This is a genomic window from Pseudomonas sp. PD9R (genome assembly GCF_019200975.1).
In the GTDB taxonomy this organism is placed as follows: Bacteria; Pseudomonadota; Gammaproteobacteria; order Pseudomonadales; family Pseudomonadaceae; genus Aquipseudomonas.
This window is the reverse complement of record NZ_JAHTMR010000006.1, coordinates 318,420-336,657: the sequence shown is the minus strand read 5'-3', so window position 1 is coordinate 336,657 and position 18,238 is coordinate 318,420. Positions and strand designations below refer to the sequence as shown.

14 protein-coding genes and 1 pseudogene are annotated in these 18,238 nt (G+C 59.4%); 14 read left to right on the top strand and 1 reads right to left on the bottom strand.

Annotated features, from left to right (window positions below):
- Positions 1-51: 51 nt before the first annotated feature.
- Positions 52-123: pseudogene (locus tag KUF73_RS31400) on the bottom strand (hypothetical protein); the annotation flags it as partial.
- Between the two features lie 334 nt (positions 124-457).
- Between KUF73_RS31400 and dksA the strand changes: the two are divergent.
- The 14 genes from dksA (at position 458) to KUF73_RS15260 (ending at position 18,184) form a co-directional block, all read left to right on the top strand.
- Positions 458-898, top strand: a complete 441-nt coding sequence (dksA, locus tag KUF73_RS15325; RefSeq protein ID WP_218438907.1) for an RNA polymerase-binding protein DksA — start codon at positions 458-460, stop codon at positions 896-898.
- Between the two features lie 232 nt (positions 899-1,130).
- A complete protein-coding gene (gene gluQRS / locus KUF73_RS15320) occupies positions 1,131-2,018 on the top strand; it encodes a tRNA glutamyl-Q(34) synthetase GluQRS (protein ID WP_218438906.1) in 888 nt (295 codons plus the stop codon).
- A gap of 77 nt (positions 2,019-2,095) precedes the next feature.
- Positions 2,096-2,272: a hypothetical protein gene (locus KUF73_RS15315; protein WP_003176118.1), complete on the top strand. Its 177-nt coding sequence runs from the start codon at positions 2,096-2,098 to the stop codon at positions 2,270-2,272.
- Positions 2,256-5,210: a sensor histidine kinase gene (locus KUF73_RS15310; RefSeq protein ID WP_218438905.1), complete on the top strand. Its 2,955-nt coding sequence runs from the start codon at positions 2,256-2,258 to the stop codon at positions 5,208-5,210. Before KUF73_RS15315 ends, KUF73_RS15310 begins: the two co-directional genes overlap by 17 nt.
- A gap of 22 nt (positions 5,211-5,232) precedes the next feature.
- Entirely contained in the window at positions 5,233-6,669 is a 1,437-nt protein-coding gene (locus KUF73_RS15305; protein WP_218438904.1) for a sigma-54 dependent transcriptional regulator, read from the top strand.
- Between the two features lie 819 nt (positions 6,670-7,488).
- A complete protein-coding gene (locus tag KUF73_RS15300; RefSeq protein WP_218438903.1) occupies positions 7,489-8,889 on the top strand; it encodes a polynucleotide adenylyltransferase PcnB in 1,401 nt (466 codons plus the stop codon).
- 3 nt (positions 8,890-8,892) lie between these two features.
- Positions 8,893-9,378, top strand: coding sequence for a 2-amino-4-hydroxy-6-hydroxymethyldihydropteridine diphosphokinase (gene folK, locus KUF73_RS15295; RefSeq protein WP_218438902.1), 486 nt, complete (start codon positions 8,893-8,895; stop codon positions 9,376-9,378).
- Between the two features lie 386 nt (positions 9,379-9,764).
- Positions 9,765-10,565, top strand: coding sequence for a 3-methyl-2-oxobutanoate hydroxymethyltransferase (panB, locus tag KUF73_RS15290; protein WP_218438901.1), 801 nt, complete (start codon positions 9,765-9,767; stop codon positions 10,563-10,565).
- Positions 10,562-11,422, top strand: a complete 861-nt coding sequence (gene panC, locus KUF73_RS15285) for a pantoate--beta-alanine ligase (protein WP_218438900.1) — start codon at positions 10,562-10,564, stop codon at positions 11,420-11,422. The genes panB and panC overlap by 4 nt, the downstream gene beginning before the upstream one ends.
- A 149-nt stretch (positions 11,423-11,571) precedes the next feature.
- On the top strand, positions 11,572-11,952 hold the full coding sequence (gene panD / locus KUF73_RS15280; RefSeq protein ID WP_008153310.1) for an aspartate 1-decarboxylase: 381 nt from the start codon (positions 11,572-11,574) through the stop codon (positions 11,950-11,952).
- 246 nt (positions 11,953-12,198) lie between these two features.
- On the top strand, positions 12,199-13,863 hold the full coding sequence (gene pgi / locus KUF73_RS15275) for a glucose-6-phosphate isomerase (RefSeq protein ID WP_218438899.1): 1,665 nt from the start codon (positions 12,199-12,201) through the stop codon (positions 13,861-13,863).
- 228 nt (positions 13,864-14,091) lie between these two features.
- Positions 14,092-16,029 (top strand): acetate--CoA ligase, encoded by a 1,938-nt coding sequence (gene acs / locus KUF73_RS15270; RefSeq protein WP_218438898.1) that lies wholly within the window; start codon positions 14,092-14,094, stop codon positions 16,027-16,029.
- 104 nt (positions 16,030-16,133) lie between these two features.
- Positions 16,134-17,006, top strand: coding sequence for an oxygenase MpaB family protein (locus KUF73_RS15265; RefSeq protein ID WP_218438897.1), 873 nt, complete (start codon positions 16,134-16,136; stop codon positions 17,004-17,006).
- Positions 17,007-17,167: 161 nt separating this feature from the next.
- A complete protein-coding gene (locus KUF73_RS15260; RefSeq protein ID WP_218438896.1) occupies positions 17,168-18,184 on the top strand; it encodes a class I SAM-dependent rRNA methyltransferase in 1,017 nt (338 codons plus the stop codon).
- The last annotated feature ends 54 nt before the right edge of the window (positions 18,185-18,238 follow it).

Below are 18,238 nucleotides of genomic sequence, written 5' to 3'. Positions count from 1 at the left end.
ACCCGTTATACCGCCGCGCGCGGTATTCCAGAACTGCGTGAGGCCATTTCAGGCYYKYRYCAGCAACGCCATGACATGGAAAGGTTCGATCGCGCGACTGCGAGCACTGTAGGACTGAGCCATTGGCCTTCCTTCAACGGGGAAAAGAATCAATTCTACCCAAGCTCAGGAACGAGCGAGAAGCTAAAGCGGTCAGAGGCGTTATAACCCAGACCGAAAACGACTCAGGCGAGTACCCAAGGTTTGACTAAAATCAATAATTGAGCAGCGCTCCAGAGCCACCAGACGGCGCTTTGCCACTCTTTGCAAGCGTCGCGGGCCGCAGGCTCGACATCCGGGAGTAGCGCGGTCCGATTTGATCTGGTAAGTTCGCCCGCTTGCAGCCGCAGGGCCGGCAGGTGTCGGTGATGGAGCAATCCTGCGCAGATGGATTACAAGAGTAGAGGCGGTCCATTTCATGCCCACCCAAGCAAAGCAGCAACAGCCGACGATCAGCGGCTTCGAACCCTACAAAGAAGTGAAGGGCGAGGAGTACATGGGCAAGCCCATGCGCGCGCACTTCACCAAGGTCCTCAACAAGTGGAAACAGGACTTGATGCAGGAAGTCGACCGCACGGTTGATCACATGAAGGATGAAGCGGCCAACTTCCCGGACCCGGCAGACCGTGCCAGCCAGGAAGAAGAGTTCGCCCTCGAACTGCGAGCCCGCGATCGCGAGCGCAAGTTGATCAAGAAAATCGACAAGACGCTGCAATTGATCGAAGACGAAGAGTACGGCTGGTGCGAGTCCTGCGGCGTCGAAATTGGCGTCAAGCGACTGGAAGCCCGTCCTACGGCCGACATGTGCGTCGACTGCAAGACCTTGGCGGAAATCAAGGAAAAGCAAGTCGGCAAGTAATCGCGACTTGAACGAAAAACGGAGCGTGCGAACGCTCCGTTTTTGTTTCTGTAATCCACCGATACCTGTAGCGTCTATGAAATCGCCATCACTGTAGGAGCGAGCTTGCTCGCGATGAACCTGAGGACGCCGCAGGACATCAGGCTTACAGCGTTGTCGCTGACGACCATCGCGAGCAAGCTCGCTCCTACAAGGTGTTTGGCGCCAGCCCGGAAAAAGTAACATTACCTCCATGACCTCCTCTCCCTACATCGGGCGGTTCGCCCCCACGCCCAGTGGCCATCTGCATTTCGGTTCGCTGGTCGCAGCATTGGCCTCGTACCTCGACGCGCGCTCGGTGGGTGGTCGCTGGTTGATGCGCATGGAAGATCTCGATCCGCCCCGCGAGGAACCTGGTGCTCAAGCAGCGATCCTCAAGGCCCTGGAGAGCTATGGCTTTGAGTGGGATGGCGAAACGGTCCGCCAGAGCGACCGCCACGACGCCTATGCCGAAGTCCTCAATCGCCTGTTCAATCATGGCCTGGCGTATGCGTGCACCTGCTCGCGCAAGCAGCTGGAGCCGTATCACGGCATTTATCCGGGGCTGTGCCGCAATGCCGGGCATGGCACCGAAGACGCCGCCATTCGAGTGCGCGTTCCTGAGCTGGACTATCACTTCAATGACCGGGTGCAGGGCGAATTCCACCAGCACCTGGGCCGGGATGTCGGTGATTTCGTGATTCGCCGCCGCGACGGGCTCTACGCTTATCAACTGGCGGTGGTGCTGGACGATGCCTGGCAAGGCATCACCGATATCGTCCGTGGCGCCGACCTGCTCGACTCCACGCCGCGCCAGCTCTACTTGCAGGAATTGCTTGGCCTGCGGCAACCGCGCTACTTGCACATCCCGCTGATTACCCAGCCCGATGGCAACAAGCTCGGCAAGTCCTACCGCTCGCCGCCGTTGACCGAAGATCAGGCCACACCTTTATTGCTACGGGCCTTGCGCGCACTGGGGCAGAACCCGGGCACCGAACTGGCTTATGCCACGCCACGGGAAGTCCTGAACTGGGGAATCGCCCACTGGGATGCCCTGCTGATCCCGCGCACACTGAACCTGCCCGAGGCGCAGCTACAGTGATCGTACTTGCAGTGGCGCGCCCATCCGTTACCATCGCCGCACGTTTTCGGGCACGCGCATAAAAAAGAGAGGCCGGGATGTACATCTATCGCTTGGTCCTGCTCCTGGTAGTGGGGATTTATCTGTTTTCCCCAGCCATCATGGATTGGTGGATCGACGCCACTGGCGCCTGGTATCGCCCTTATTTGCTCTGGCTGATTCTGATCGTCGTGACCTTCATCCTGCAGAGCCAAAAAGATGCCGATGAGCTTTAGCCTGACCCAGATGATCCTGATCAGTGCCGCGTACCTGGCGGTGCTGTTCGGTGTGGCCTGGATCAGTGAACGGGGCATGATCCCCCGGGCGATCATTCGCCACCCGCTCACCTACACCCTGTCGCTGGGCGTCTATGCCAGTGCCTGGGCGTTTTACGGGACCGTGGGCCTGGCCTATCAGTATGGTTACGGTTTCCTGTCCAGTTACCTCGGGGTTTCCGGGGCGTTCCTGCTGGCACCGGTGTTGCTGTATCCGATCCTGAAGATCACCCGCACCTATCAACTGTCATCTTTGGCCGATTTGTTCGCGTTCCGCTTCCGCAGTACCTGGGCCGGCGCGCTGACCACGATCTTCATGCTGATAGGGGTTCTGCCGCTGCTGGCCCTCCAGATTCAGGCGGTGGCCGACTCCATCGGCATCCTCACCCGCGAGCCGGTGCAGCACCGCGTGGCCCTGAGTTTCTGCGCATTGATCACCCTATTTACGATTTTCTTCGGCTCCCGACACATCGCCACCCGCGAGAAACATGAAGGCCTGGTGTTCGCGATCGCCTTCGAGTCGGTGATCAAGTTGATCGCCATCGGCGGCGTCGGTCTTTATGCGTTGTATGGCGTATTCGACGGCCCACAACAGCTTGAGGTGTGGCTACTGCAAAACCAGACCGCCCTCGCCGCCTTGCACACGCCATTGCAGGAAGGTCCGTGGCGCACGCTGCTGCTGGTGTTCTTCGCCTCGGCGATCGTGATGCCGCACATGTATCACATGACCTTCACCGAAAACCTCAACCCGCGCTCGCTGGTCAGCGCGAGCTGGGGCTTGCCACTGTTCCTGCTGCTGATGAGCCTGGCGGTGCCGCTGATTCTCTGGGCCGGCCTGAAACTCGGTGCCACCACCAACCCGGAATACTTCACCCTGGGTATCGGCATCGCCGCCAATAGCAAAGCCTTGGCATTGTTGGCCTATGTCGGTGGGTTGTCCGCCGCCAGCGGCCTGATTATCGTCACCACTTTGGCGCTGTCAGGGATGGCCCTGAACCACCTGGTGTTGCCGCTGTACCAGCCGCCAGCCGAAGGCAACATCTACCGCTGGCTGAAGTGGACGCGCCGGGCACTCATCGTCGCGATCATCATGGCCGGTTACGGTTTCTATCTGCTGCTGGGCGCTGAGCAGGACCTGGCCAACCTCGGCATCGTCGCCTTCGTCGCGACGTTGCAATTCCTGCCCGGCGTACTGTCAGTGCTGTACTGGCCGACCGCCAACCGCCGCGGCTTTATCGCCGGTTTGCTGGCCGGGATACTGGTATGGCTGGTGACCATGTTGCTACCGCTGGTCGGCAATCTGCAGGGCTTCTACATTCCGCTGCTGAACATGATTTACGTGCTGGACGACACCAGTTGGCACATGGCGGCGATCGCTTCGCTGGCGGCCAACGTGCTGATGTTCACCCTGATCTCACTGTTCACCAACGCCAGCACCGAAGAGGCCAGCGCCGCCGAAGCCTGCGCTGTGGATAACGTACGTCGCCCACAACGCCGCGAGCTGCACGCCGCCTCCCCCCAGGAATTTGCCACGCAACTGGCCAAGCCATTGGGTGCCAAAGCGGCGCAAAAGGAAGTCGAGCAGGCCTTGCGCGACCTTTACCTGCCATTCGACGAGCGCCGGCCTTATGCCTTGCGCCGCTTGCGTGACCGTATCGAAGCCAACCTCTCCGGCCTGATGGGACCGAGCGTTGCCCAGGACATGGTCGAGACATTCCTGCCTTATAAGGCCGGCGGCGAAAACTACGTCACCGAAGACATCCACTTCATCGAAAGCCGCCTTGAGGATTACCACTCACGCCTGACCGGCCTGGCCGCTGAGCTCGATGCCCTGCGCCGTTATCACCGCCAGACTTTGCAGGAATTGCCGATGGGCGTCTGCTCGCTGGCCAAGGATCAGGAAATCCTCATGTGGAACAAAGCCATGGAGGAGCTGACCGGGATCGCCGCGCAGCGTGTGGTCGGTTCGCGCCTGAGCACCATTGCCAACCCGTGGAAAGAGCTGCTGCAAGGTTTCATCAATGTGCCGGACGAACACTTGCATAAACAGCACCTGGCGCTGGATGGTCAGACCCGCTGGTTGAACCTGCACAAAGCGGCAATCGATGAACCGCTCGCGCCCGGTAACAGCGGCCTGGTGTTGCTGGTAGAAGACCTGACCGAAACCCAGATGCTCGAAGACAAGCTGGTGCATTCCGAGCGCCTTGCCAGCATCGGTCGCCTCGCAGCGGGTGTGGCCCATGAAATCGGCAACCCGATCACCGGCATCGCCTGCCTGGCGCAGAACCTGCGCGAAGAGCGCGAGGAAGACGGCGAACTCAAGGAAATCAGCGGGCAGATCCTCGAACAGACCAAACGTGTGTCACGCATCGTGCAATCGCTGATGAGTTTCGCCCATGCCGGTAGTCATCAGCACAGCGACGAGCCCGTCTGTCTGGCCGAAGTGGCCCAGGATGCCATCGGCTTGCTGGCCTTGAACCGACGCAATTTCGAGGTGCAGTTCTACAACTTGTGCGATCCCGATCACTGGGTGGAAGGCGACCCGCAACGGCTTGCCCAAGTATTGATCAACCTGCTCTCAAACGCCCGCGACGCCTCGCCTCCCGGCAGTGCTGTGCGCGTCAAAAGCGAAGCCGGCGAACACACGGTCGATCTGATCGTGGAAGACGAAGGCAGCGGTATTCCGAAGAACATCATGGACCGATTGTTCGAACCCTTCTTCACCACCAAGGACCCTGGCGAAGGCACCGGTCTGGGCCTTGCACTGGTCTATTCCATCGTTGAAGAGCATTATGGACAAATCACCATCGACAGCCCGGCTGATGTTCAGAGCCAACGCGGCACCCGTATCCGGGTGACATTACCGCGTCATGTCGAAGCGACGTCCGCTGTGAACTGAGACCGTCGAGAGAATCGAATCAATGCCGCACATTTTGATCGTCGAAGACGAAACAATTATCCGCTCCGCCTTGCGCCGCCTGCTGGAACGAAACCAGTACCAGGTCAGCGAAGCCGGTTCAGTGCAGGAAGCACAAGAACGCTTCACTATTCCCACGTTCGACCTGATCGTCAGTGACCTGCGTCTGCCAGGCGCACCGGGCACCGAACTGATCAAACTTGGCCAGGGCACTCCGGTGCTGATCATGACCAGTTATGCCAGCCTGCGTTCGGCCGTCGACTCAATGAAGATGGGCGCGGTGGATTACATCGCCAAGCCTTTCGATCACGACGAAATGCTCCAGGCCGTCGCGCGCATCCTGCGTGACCGGCAATCGGTGCAAGCCAGCGGTGAACCGGTTGCCGGCAAAGCCACCAATGGCGCGGCAAAACCGGGTGTCGATAACAGCAACGGCGAAATCGGCATCATCGGCTCATGCCCACCGATGCAGGATCTGTACGTCAAGATCCGCAAAGTTGCGCCGACCGACTCCAATGTCCTGATTCAAGGTGAGTCAGGCACCGGTAAAGAACTGGTAGCGCGCGCACTGCACAACCTCTCCAAACGGGCCAAGGCACCGATGATTTCGGTGAATTGCGCGGCCATTCCGGAAAGCCTGATCGAGTCCGAACTGTTCGGTCACGAAAAAGGTGCGTTTACCGGCGCCAGCGCCGGCCGCGCCGGTCTGGTAGAAGCTGCGGATGGCGGCACCTTGTTCCTCGATGAAATTGGCGAGTTGCCACTGGAAGCCCAGGCGCGACTGCTGCGTGTATTGCAGGAAGGTGAAATCCGTCGAGTGGGTTCGGTTCAATCGCAGAAAGTCGATGTACGCCTGATTGCTGCGACTCACCGTGACCTCAAGAGCCTGGCGAAGATTGGCCAGTTCCGTGAAGACTTGTATTACCGTCTCCATGTGATCGCCTTGAAACTGCCTGCCTTGCGCGAGCGCGGCGCGGACGTCAACGAAATTGCCAATGCGTTCCTGGCGCGGCAGAGCGCGCGGATCAACCGCACGGACCTTAAATTCGCACCCGACGCCGAACAAGCCATTCGCCATTACTCATGGCCAGGCAACGTTCGGGAACTGGAAAACGCGGTCGAGCGTGCAGTGATTCTGTGCGAGAGCCCGGAGATTTCTGCCGAACTGCTGGGTATCGACATCGAACTGGGTGATCTGGAAGACGACGAGTTCATTGGCCTGGCGCCGCAGCAAGGCAGCAATGCCTCCAACAACAGCCATGAGCCGACTGAAGATTTGTCGCTGGAAGACTATTTCCAGCATTTCGTGCTCGAACACCAGGACCACATGACCGAAACCGAGCTGGCGCGCAAACTCGGCGTCAGTCGCAAATGCCTGTGGGAACGCCGTCAGCGCCTGGGCATTCCACGGCGCAAGACCGGGGTGGCCAGCGAGAGCTGAACCGCACCTGTCTCATGTGCGGGTAACACGTGACAATGTGAAAAAACTGTTACCTCAGCTTTTTCACGTAACAGAAGCCGGGGCTTACGGTAACGAAGCCCCGGCTTTTTTTGGCCCGCACAAACCCCACCCACCGACCTAAGCCCTTGTTTTGTTGGGGCTTGCAAAAGTTGGCACGCACCCTGCTATATGTTTGGTACAAGAACAATAACAAGCAATGCAAAAGACAATAAAAATAAGACGAATCGACTCACGCACAATAAAAACAAGACGGCGAGAGGCGCAGCTAACTGATTCTTTTGGAGAGGCGTTGTATTTGGGGCTTGCCCCACGACCAGGCCGAGAACAACAAAAAACTGTCTTAAGACAGAGCCTGTACTGGTTGGATCGCGAGATCACTGCAACACAGCGACCAAAGCAATCCGTTTGCTCTTGGCTCCCGATTGGGAGGGTCATGAAGGAAAGCTTCATGGCGTGGGCACTCAATAAAAACAAAAAGCCCGAAACCAATAACAAAAATAGAGCATGCAACTACTTCTTGGGGAGCTTCGGCTCCCCTTGTAGTTTCCGCGATTCGTAACTCGCTCCCTGTAAATGTAGGAGCGAGCTTGCTCGCGAAAAACCCAAAGGCAACGCTGGGCATCCGGTTTAACGCGTCATCGCTCACGACCTTCGCGAGCAAGCTCGCTCCCAAAGCTTGCGCCTTACAGCTCATATCTGCTGTGTCCTACACCATCCCCCGACTAAATGCTAGAATCCCCGCCCATCATGCGGTCATTCTTCGTTTTTGGCCGAACATTCCTTCAAACAGTGCATCCCATGCTGAAGAAGTTGTTCCAGTCATTCCGCACTCCCGTGCGTCGTACGCAACACATCCGCAGCACGCCTGAAGTGCTCAACAGCGGCCAACATTCGCTGCAAAAGGCGCAATTCAGCCGTTACGCGGTGAACATCGTCGAACGTTTGCAAGGCGCCGGTTACCAGGCTTATCTGGTCGGCGGTTGCGTGCGCGACATGCTGCTCGGCATCACGCCGAAAGACTTTGACGTCGCCACCAGCGCCACCCCCGAACAGGTACGGGCCGAATTCCGCAATGCGCGGATCATCGGTCGCCGGTTCAAACTGGTGCACATCCACTTCGGCCGCGAAATCATTGAAGTCGCGACCTTCCGCGCCAATCATCCGCAAAACGATGAAGAGGAAGACAGTAACCAGTCTTCCCGCAATGAGAGCGGGCGCATCCTGCGCGATAACGTCTACGGCACTCTGGAAGAAGACGCGCAACGTCGCGATTTCACCATCAACGCCCTGTATTACGATCCAGTCAGCGAGCGCATCCTCGACTACGCAAACGGCGTACACGACATTCGCAATCACCTGATCCGTCTGATCGGCGATCCGAAGCAACGCTATCAGGAAGATCCTGTACGCATGCTGCGAGCCGTGCGTTTCGCGGCCAAGTTGAATTTCGGCATCGAAAAACACAGCGCTGCACCGATCCGCGACCTGGCACCGATGCTTCGCGAGATCCCGTCGGCTCGATTGTTCGAAGAAGTGCTCAAGTTGTTCCTCTCCGGCCATGCCGCGGACACCTTCGAGATGCTGGTCGACTTGCAGTTGTTCGATCCGCTGTTCCCGGCCAGTGCCGAGGCGCTCGAATACAACCCGACTTACACCCACACCCTGATCAGCGAAGCGCTGATCAATACCGACTTGCGCATCAAACAGAACAAACCGGTGACCCCGGCGTTCCTGTTTGCGGCTTTGCTCTGGCCTGCCCTGCCGGCGCGCGTACTGCGCTTGCAAGAACGCGGCATGCCGCCGATTCCAGCGATGCAGGAAGCGGCTCATGAACTGATTGCCGAACAATGCCAGCGAATCGCGATTCCGAAACGCTTCACCATGCCGATCCGCGAGATCTGGGACATGCAGGAGCGCCTGCCACGGCGCAGCGGTAAGCGTGCCGACCTGCTGCTGGACAATCCACGGTTCCGTGCCGGTTACGACTTCCTGCTGTTGCGCGAAAGCGCAGGCGAGCAGACCGATGGCCTGGGCGAATGGTGGACCGATTATCAGGATGCCAATGAAAGCGAACGTCGCGACATGATCAGCGACCTCAGCGGCAAGGACGACGGCAGCGGCGCACCGCGCAAGCGTCGTCGCAGCAGTGGCTCCAAGCGCAAACGTGCCGCAGGCGCGTCGAGCACCACGGGCGAATAATCCATGGAACGCATCTACATCGGCATGGGCAGCAATCTGGCCGCCCCCGCCGAACAACTGCGCAGCGCTGTCGGCGCACTGGCGCGGTTGCCGCAATCGGAGCTGGTCGGGGTTTCCGCGTTTTATCAAAGCGACTCGCTGCTTCCCGGCCAACCGCGTTACACCAACGCGGTCGCCGCCATCGACAGCACGCTGCCACCTCTGGAGCTGCTGGACGCGCTGCAAGCCATCGAGAACGAACAGGGCCGCGAACGTCTTGAACGCTGGGGGCCACGTACGCTGGATCTCGATATCGTACTGTTCGGGGACCGGCTGATCGACGAACCTCGCCTAAAAGTCCCGCACTACCATATGCAGGAACGGGCCTTTGTGCTTTATCCGCTGGCAGAGTTGGCACCTGCGGATTTGCGTCTGGCGGATGGTCGCAGCTTGGCCGAACTGCTCAAGGCATGCCCGTTCGTCGGCCTGGAACGCCTCCCCCTGAATTGAGTCGGATCCCTATGGGAGCGAGCCTGCTCGCGATATTGGTCGTACATTCGACAATGATGTGGGCTGACACACCTTCATCGCGAGCAGGCTCGCTCCTACAGTGGTGTGCGGCGAACACAAAAGAACGGCTACCGCCGAACCGAACAAATGTGCTGAAACGCATCAGTCCCCTCCGGTAACACCCCACACGTAACATTGCGGTAACACACCCAATTGACTTCCCGAGTTCTCCTCACGACTATAGGCGTCCCGTTGCCGCCAACACGGCGTTGAAGGGCGCAATCCGGGCCTTAAAAGCACGACAACAGACCGTGCGCCTGTATTTAACGAAGAATCACGCGCGTTACTCGCAGTAGTTTCCACAGCGCCTGAATGAGGAACTTTTCATGCCAGCCATCACCCTGACCACTCTGCAAGGTCTCAAGCAAAAAGGTGAAAAAATCACCATGCTGACCTGCTATGACGCGACCTTCGCCCACGCCTGCAACCAGGCTGGCGTTGAAGTGCTGCTGGTGGGCGACTCCCTCGGCATGGTTTTGCAAGGTCACGACAGCACCCTGCCGGTTACCACTGCCGAAATGGCCTACCACGTGGCCGCCGTCAAACGCGGTAACACCGACGCATTGATCCTCGCCGACCTGCCATTCATGGCCTATGCCACCACCGAACAAGCCATGACCAACAGCGCCCTGTTGATGCAGGCCGGCGCGCACATGGTCAAGGTCGAAGGCGCGTTGTGGCTGGCGGATTCGATCCGTCTGCTCGCCGAACGTGGCATTCCGGTGTGCGCACACATGGGCCTGACGCCGCAATCGGTGAACATCCTCGGCGGCTATAAAGTCCAGGGCCGCAATGAAAACCAGGCACGGCAGATGCGTGCCGATGCGATCTCGCTCGAACAGGCCGGCGCGGCAATGTTGCTGCTCGAATGCGTGCCAAGCGAACTGGCAGAAGAAATCACCCAGGCAGTGAAGATTCCGGTGATTGGTATCGGCGCCGGCCATCGTACTGACGGCCAAGTGCTGGTTCTGCACGACATGTTGGGGTTGTCGATTACCGGCCGCGTACCGAAATTCGTGAAGAACTTCATGGCCGGTCAAGAGAGCATTCACGGCGCCTTGACCGCCTACGTCACCGAAGTCAAAGCCGCGACTTTCCCTGGTATCGAACACGGATTCTCTGCATGAACACCGTAAAAACCGTACGCGAACTGCGGGCCGCCGTGGCCCGTGCCCGCAGTGAAGGCAAACGCATCGCCTTCGTGCCGACCATGGGCAACCTGCACAGTGGCCATGTCGCACTGATCACCAAAGCCTCGCAACGGGCAGATTTCGTGGTCGCGAGCATTTTCGTCAACCCGCTGCAGTTCGGCGCCGGTGAAGACCTCGACAAGTACCCGCGCACCCTTCCTGCCGATCAGGAGAAATTACTCCAGGCCGGTTGCCACTTGCTGTTCGCGCCAACGGTTGAAGAGATGTACCCCGACGGCATGGCAGGCCAAACTCGCGTCAGCGTCCCGCAACTGTCCGAAGGCCTGTGTGGCGCCAGCCGTCCGGGGCATTTCGAGGGTGTGGCGACGGTGGTCAGCAAGCTGTTCAACATGGTCCAGCCGGACCTGGCGATCTTCGGCCAGAAAGACTTCCAGCAACTGGCAGTCATTCGTGCGCTGGTGCATGACCTGAACATGCCGATCCAGATCATCGGCGAGCCGACCGTTCGTGCGGCCGATGGCCTGGCGCTGTCGTCGCGCAATGGTTTCCTCAGCGAAGAGCATCGGGCCATTGCGCCGGTGGTGTATCGCACGCTGAGCGCGATCGCCGAGTCGATCAAGCAAGGGGAACGTGACTTCCCGGCATTGATCAACGCGCAGCTCAAACAGCTTGAAGCCGCAGGTCTGCGTCCGGATTACCTGGAAATTCGTAATGCGCTGAATTTGCGTCCGGCGACTGCGGAAGATCGGGATATGGTGATTCTGGTGGCTGCTTTCCTGGGCACGACGCGGTTGATTGATAACCTGCACCTGAACCTCGATTCACCCGCTTAAAAGGCAAAATCAAAAGATCGCAGCCTTCGGCAGCTCCTACATGGAATTGTGTGGGCGCTGCCGAAGGCTGCGATCTTTTGCGTTGTATTGCCGCCCACAAAGCCTTTGGGCACAATGCCCGCCGTTCGATTCCGACCTGGGAAACACTCATGCACGCCATCATGCTCAAAGCCAAGCTGCATCGCGCCGAAGTCACCCACGCTGTCCTCGATTACGAAGGTTCCTGTGCCATCGACGGTGAATGGCTGGACCTGTCCGGCATCCGTGAGTATGAACAGATCCAGATCTACAACATCGACAACGGCGAGCGTTTTACCACCTACGCCATTCGTGGCGAAGAAGGTTCGCGCATGATCTCGGTCAACGGTGCCGCCGCCCACAAGGCCAAGGTCGGCGATCGCGTGATCATCTGCGCTTACGCCCATTACAGCGAAGCCGAACTGCTCAACTTCAAGCCGCGCATGCTCTACATGGCACCGGGCAATGAACTGAGCCACACCAGCAATGCCATTCCGGTGCAGGTCGCCTGACCGCACCCGCAATTCTGCACACTGGAAAAGCCCGCCTGTTGCCCTCGCCTGCCGTACCGGTATAAAAAAGTACCGGTCGCAGGTCAGACAAAGCCAAGACAGATCACCCCGTGAGGTTTACTGTTACCGGCCTGCGCCATTTAATCGTGCACGCAGGCAGACCGGACTTCGTCTAAATTGTGGCCAGGACATTCCGGGACTTTCAGTGTCTCAAAGGCAGTTCAAGTAAAAAGGAAACCCGCAGCGATGGCGTACTACCGCACTCCTAAAGACGTTACCGCTCTGCCTGCCTGGCAAGCGTTGAATGACCACCGCCAAGCCATGCAGGATTTCAGCATGCGCGAGGCTTTCAATGCCGATCCGCAGCGCTTTACCCAATTTACCCTCAGCAGCTGTGGCCTGTTTCTCGACTACTCGAAAAACCTGATCAATGCCGAGACCCGCAATCTGCTGGTGGGCCTGGCCAACGAAGTCGACCTCAAAGGCGCGATCAAGTCGCTGTTCGACGGCGAAATCGTCAACGCCTCGGAAGGACGTCCGGCCCTGCACACCGCCCTGCGCCGCCCGGTTGGCGACAAGTTGTCGGTCAACGGCGTCAACGTGATGCCTGAAGTGCATCGCGTGCTGAATCAGATGACCGATCTAGTGGGCCGTATCCACGACGGTCTGTGGCGCGGTTACACCGAGAAGCCAATCACCGACGTGGTGAACATCGGTATCGGTGGCTCGTTCCTCGGCCCCGAGCTGGTATCCGAAGCGCTGTTGTCCTACGCCCAGAAAGGCGTGCGCTGTCACTATCTGGCGAACATCGATGGCAGTGAGTTCCACGAACTGACCATGACGTTGCGCGCCGAGACCACGCTGTTCATCGTCTCGTCAAAATCCTTCAACACCCTCGAAACCCTGAAAAACGCCCAGGCCGCCCGCGCCTGGTATCTGGCCCAGGGTGGTTCGGAAGCCGAGCTGCATCGTCACTTCATCGCGGTATCGAGCAACAACGCCGCCGCCGTGGCATTCGGCATCCGTGAAGAGAACATCTTCCCGATGTGGGACTGGGTGGGCGGGCGTTACTCGCTGTGGTCGGCCATCGGTCTGCCGATTGCCCTGGCCATCGGCATGTCGAACTTCAAGGAACTGCTGTCCGGTGCCTACACCATGGACCAGCATTTCCTGACTACGCCGTTCGAACAGAACATGCCGGTGCTGCTGGCCCTGCTCGGCGTGTGGTACGGCAACTTTTGGGGCGCGCAAAGCCACGCGATCCTGCCGTACGACCACTACCTGCGTAATATCACCAAGCACTTGCAACAGCTGGACATGGAATCCAACGGCAAGCGCGTGCGTCAGGACGGCACCCCCGTCGCCACCGACACCGGTCCGGTGATCTGGGGCGGCGTTGGTTGCAATGGCCAGCACGCCTACCACCAGTTGCTGCACCAGGGCACCCAACTGATCCCGGCCGACTTCATCGTGCCGATCGTCAGCTTCAACCCGGTGTCCGACCACCACCAGTGGCTGTACGCCAACTGCCTGTCGCAAAGCCAGGCGCTGATGCTCGGCAAGACCCTTGCCGAAGCTGAAACCGAGCTGCGTGACAAAGGCATGAGCGAAGCCGAGGTGCAGAAACTCGCACCGCACAAGGTGATCCCGGGCAACCGTCCGAGCAACACGCTGGTGGTCGAGCGCATCAGCCCGCGTCGCCTCGGTGCACTGGTGGCGATGTACGAACACAAAGTCTTCGTGCAAAGCGTGATCTGGGGCATCAATGCCTTCGATCAGTGGGGCGTGGAGTTGGGCAAGGAATTGGGCAAAGGCGTCTACAACCGCCTGGTCGGCAGCGAGGAATCCCCGGCTGATGATCCGTCCACCCAAGGGCTGATCAACTACTTCCGTGGTCGCCACCGCGGCTGATAGGCTGAAGGGGCGGTTTACTCGCCCCTTCAACTTGCAACATGGACAGTTCCACGGCACCGGGTTTACTGCAAAATCGGTGGCGTGCGCTATCACTGTGTAGGAGCTGCCGAAGGCTGCGATCTTTTGATCTTGTTTGTAAAATCAAAAGATCGCAGCCTTCGGCAGCTCCTACGAGGGTCGCGCAGCTCCCCCTCTTGTCGCCCACAACAAGAATAAGGAACCGTCATGTTCGATATCAGCACGTTCCCCAAAGCCGATGCCGTCCGCCGGGCTGCACAATTGAGTCAAGACGACTATCACCGCCTGTACCGCGAATCCATTGAACACCCCAGCACCTTCTGGGCCGAACAGGCCACCCGCTTCCTCGACTGGAGCGCACCGTGGCAGACCGTCCAGCGCTATGACCTGAAAACCGGTGAGGCCAGCTGGTTTGCGGGCGGCCAGTTGAACGTCAGCTACAACTGCATCGACCGTCATCTGGAACAACGCGGCGATCAAACTGCGATCATCTGGGAAGGCGACGACCCCGCCGAATCCACCCAGGTCACTTACAAAAAACTCCATCACAACGTCTGTCGCCTGGCCAACGTGCTCAAAAGCCGTGGCGTGAAGAAAGGCGACCGGGTGTGCATTTACATGCCGATGATCCCCGAAGCGGCCTACGCCATGCTCGCCTGCGCGCGCATCGGTGCGGTGCATTCGGTGGTGTTCGGTGGTTTCTCCCCCGACTCCCTGCGCGACCGCATTCTCGACGCCGACTGCCGCACCGTGATCACCGCCGATGAAGGCGTGCGCGGCGGCAAATTCGTGCCACTGAAACAGAACGTCGACAAAGCCCTGCAAAGCTGCCCGGACGTCAGCACCGTGGTGGTCGTTGAACGCACCCAGAATCAGGTGAACTGGGTCGAAGGCCGCGACATCTGGTATCACCAGGCACTGCGCGATGTCAGCGACGATTGCCCGCCTGAGCCGATGGACGCCGAAGACCCACTGTTCATCCTCTACACCTCCGGCAGCACCGGCAAACCCAAAGGCGTATTGCACACCACCGGGGGTTACCTGCTGCAAGCAGCGATGACCTTCAAATACGTGCTCGATTATCGCGACGGCGAGGTGTTCTGGTGTACGGCCGATGTTGGCTGGGTGACCGGTCACAGCTACATCGTCTATGGCCCACTGGCCAACGGCGCCACCACACTGATTTTCGAAGGCGTACCGAGTTATCCCAGCTGCGCGCGTTTCTGGCAGGTGATCGACAAGCACAAGGTCAACATCTTCTATACCGCCCCCACGGCCCTGCGCGCGCTGATGCGTGAAGGCCCCGAACCCTTGAAGGAAACGTCCCGCGCCAGCGTCAGACTGCTCGGCACCGTCGGTGAGCCGATCAACCCGGAAGCGTGGGAATGGTATTTCCATTCCGTCGGCGAAGAGCGTTGCCCGATCGTCGACACCTGGTGGCAGACCGAAACCGGCGGCATCATGCTTAGCCCGCTGGTCAGCGCCCAACGCATCAAACCCGGCTGCGCCACACAACCGATGTTCGGCGTGCAACCGGTGCTGCTCGACGAGCACGGCAAGGAAATCAAAGGCGCCGGCAGCGGCGTGCTGGCGATCAAGTCGAGCTGGCCGGCGCAGATCCGTAGCGTGTACGGCGATCCGCAAAGGATGGTCGACACTTACTTCAAGCCCTACCCCGGCTACTACTTCACCGGTGACGGCGCACGGCGCGATGAAGACGGCGATTACTGGATCACCGGGCGCATTGACGATGTGATCAACGTTTCCGGGCATCGCATCGGCACCGCCGAAGTGGAAAGCGCCCTGGTGCTGCATGACAGCATCGCCGAGGCGGCAGTGGTCGGTTATCCCCACGATGTCAAAGGCCAGGGCATTTACGCTTTCGTCACGCCCATGAACGGCATCGAGCCGGGCGATGAACTGAAAAAAGAGCTGCTGGCCCTGGTCAGCAAGGAAATCGGCAGCTTCGCCAAACCCGACCTGATCCAGTGGGCCCCGGCCTTGCCGAAAACCCGTTCAGGTAAGATCATGCGGCGCATTCTGCGCAAGATCGCCTGCAACGAACTGGATAGCCTGGGGGATACCTCGACCCTCGCCGACCCGAGCGTGGTACAAGGCTTGATCGAAAAACGCCTGAACCAATAACTCACTCTGTAGGAGCTGCCGCAGGCTGCGATCTTTTGACTTTGCTTTTTAAAATCAAAAGATCGCAGCCTGCGGCAGCTCCTACAGAGAAATACCGGGGCACCATGGAATTCATTCGCACCCGCATCGAAAGCCAGGTCATGAGCCTGACTGGTCTGTCCCTGGGCAAGCTCGACCTGGAAAACCCCAAGGGCGATCCCGGCCTGTTCGGGCCAGACTCGGTCAGCTGGCAAGTCCATGGTGACTTCAGCAGCATGCTCATCGGCGGCATCAGTGCGCTGATGCTGCAAGCGTTGCACCCGTTGGCTCTGGCCGGCGTGTGGGACCATTCGAATTTTCGCGAAGACATGCTGGGCCGTCTGCGCCGTACCGGGCAGTTCATTTCCGGCACCACCTTCGGCTCGCGCCAGGACGCCGACTGGTTGATCGAGAAAGTCCGCACCATCCATCTGCAAATCACCGGCACGGCGCCCGATGGCCGCCCTTACGCCGCCAGTGACCCCGATCTATTAACTTGGGTGCACGTGGCCGAGGTCAGCAACTTCCTGGCCGCGCATTTGCGTTATCGCAACCCGCACCTGTCCCTGGGCGATCAGGACCGCTACTACGCCGAAATCGCATTGATCGCTGAACGCCTGGGCGCCCGCGATGTGCCTCGCTCCCGGCAGGAAATTTCCGATTATCTTGAGCGCATTCGCCCGCAACTGCTGTGCGACGAACGCAGTCGTGAAGTGCTGCGACTATTGCTGAACGCACCGTCCCCCAGCCGATTGGCCAAGCCTTTCGGTGGGTTGATGATGCAGGCCGGTATCGACCTGCTGCCGGACTGGGCCAGTGACATGCTCGGCGTCAGCCAGAACCCGCTGCAACGCAAACTGATCCGCGCCAGCGTCAATCGCAGTGCGCCGATGCTGCGCTGGGCAGTGCGTAACGGCTCGGTGCATCGGGCCAAGCGACGTATGGGGCTTTTGACCTGACCCCATCCTTGTGGGAGCGTGGCTTGCCCGCGATGGCCGCACCGCGGTTCAACCGACGAACCGCGTTATCGTTCATCGCGGGCAAGCCACGCTCCCACAGGTTCTTCATCGCTCAAGCTGTTAAACTCCCGCGCCCCAATCACCTCCTGCAAGGCGCCCGCATGTCTTCCTTGAATCAGGCGCTGCGCGCCGCCCTCGAACATCGCCAAGACCTGCTTGCTGAGCTGCATCAGCAAGGCACCGACTGCTATCGCCTGTTCCACGGTAGCCAGGAAGGCGCCGGCGGCCTGACCATCGACCGCTACGGTCCGCAACTGTTGGTGCAAAGCTTTCACCAGTCGCTGGATCGCGATGCGCTGCTGCAACTGCACGAGACCGTTAATCAACACCTGGGCCTCGACCTGCTGCTGGTCTACAACGATCGCTCCCGTGGCAACTCGCGCGTTGATCGTGAGGACACCGTCTACCAAGCTGAAGACACAGCGCTGCAAGACCTCGTCGGCCACGAATGGGGCCTCAATTACCGGGTGCGCGGGCGCCACGCCGGGCAGGATCCGTTGTTGTTCCTCGACCTGCGCAACACTCGCGGCTGGGTCAAGGATCACAGCAAAAATAAAAGTGTGCTGAACCTGTTTGCCTACACCTGCGGCGTCGGCTTAAGCGCTGCGGCCGGTGGCGCGAGTGAGGTCTGCAACCTGGACTTCGCCGAAGGCAACCTGGCAGTCGGTCGTGAAAACGGTCTGCTGAATCCACAGCTGCCGACCATGGAATTCATCCAGTCCGATTACTTCCCGGCCATCCGCCAATTGGCCGGCCTGCCCATCAGCCAGCGGCGCGGGCAAAAACTGCCAAGCTATCAGCGCCTGGAACAGCGCCAATACGACCTGGTCCTGCTTGATCCGCCAGCCTGGGCCAAGAGCGCGTTTGGCACCGTGGACTTGCTGCGCGACTATCAGAGCCTGCTCAAACCGGCGCTGCTGACCACCGCTGATAATGGCGTGCTGATCTGCTGCAACAACCTGGCAAAAGTCAGCATGGACGACTGGCGCGAGCAGGTTCTGCGCTGTGCCGAGAAAGCCGGCCGACCTGTACGCGAATGGACGGTGATGAAGCCGGGCGGCGATTTCCCGTCGATGGATCAACAGCCACCACTAAAGACGCTCATCCTGCAGCTCTGAACTAACAGGACAATTCCTACACTCATTTCTGATCAGGGCGATTACTTCGGAACC

Coding starts and splice junctions, on each gene's coding strand:
- dksA (WP_218438907.1), top strand. CDS start 458: ATGCCCACCCAAGCAAAGCAGCAACAGCCGACGATCAGCGGCTTCGAA.
- gluQRS (WP_218438906.1), top strand. CDS start 1,131: ATGACCTCCTCTCCCTACATCGGGCGGTTCGCCCCCACGCCCAGTGGC.
- KUF73_RS15315 (WP_003176118.1), top strand. CDS start 2,096: ATGTACATCTATCGCTTGGTCCTGCTCCTGGTAGTGGGGATTTATCTG.
- KUF73_RS15310 (WP_218438905.1), top strand. CDS start 2,256: ATGCCGATGAGCTTTAGCCTGACCCAGATGATCCTGATCAGTGCCGCG.
- KUF73_RS15305 (WP_218438904.1), top strand. CDS start 5,233: ATGCCGCACATTTTGATCGTCGAAGACGAAACAATTATCCGCTCCGCC.
- KUF73_RS15300 (WP_218438903.1), top strand. CDS start 7,489: ATGCTGAAGAAGTTGTTCCAGTCATTCCGCACTCCCGTGCGTCGTACG.
- folK (WP_218438902.1), top strand. CDS start 8,893: ATGGAACGCATCTACATCGGCATGGGCAGCAATCTGGCCGCCCCCGCC.
- panB (WP_218438901.1), top strand. CDS start 9,765: ATGCCAGCCATCACCCTGACCACTCTGCAAGGTCTCAAGCAAAAAGGT.
- panC (WP_218438900.1), top strand. CDS start 10,562: ATGAACACCGTAAAAACCGTACGCGAACTGCGGGCCGCCGTGGCCCGT.
- panD (WP_008153310.1), top strand. CDS start 11,572: ATGCACGCCATCATGCTCAAAGCCAAGCTGCATCGCGCCGAAGTCACC.
- pgi (WP_218438899.1), top strand. CDS start 12,199: ATGGCGTACTACCGCACTCCTAAAGACGTTACCGCTCTGCCTGCCTGG.
- acs (WP_218438898.1), top strand. CDS start 14,092: ATGTTCGATATCAGCACGTTCCCCAAAGCCGATGCCGTCCGCCGGGCT.
- KUF73_RS15265 (WP_218438897.1), top strand. CDS start 16,134: ATGGAATTCATTCGCACCCGCATCGAAAGCCAGGTCATGAGCCTGACT.
- KUF73_RS15260 (WP_218438896.1), top strand. CDS start 17,168: ATGTCTTCCTTGAATCAGGCGCTGCGCGCCGCCCTCGAACATCGCCAA.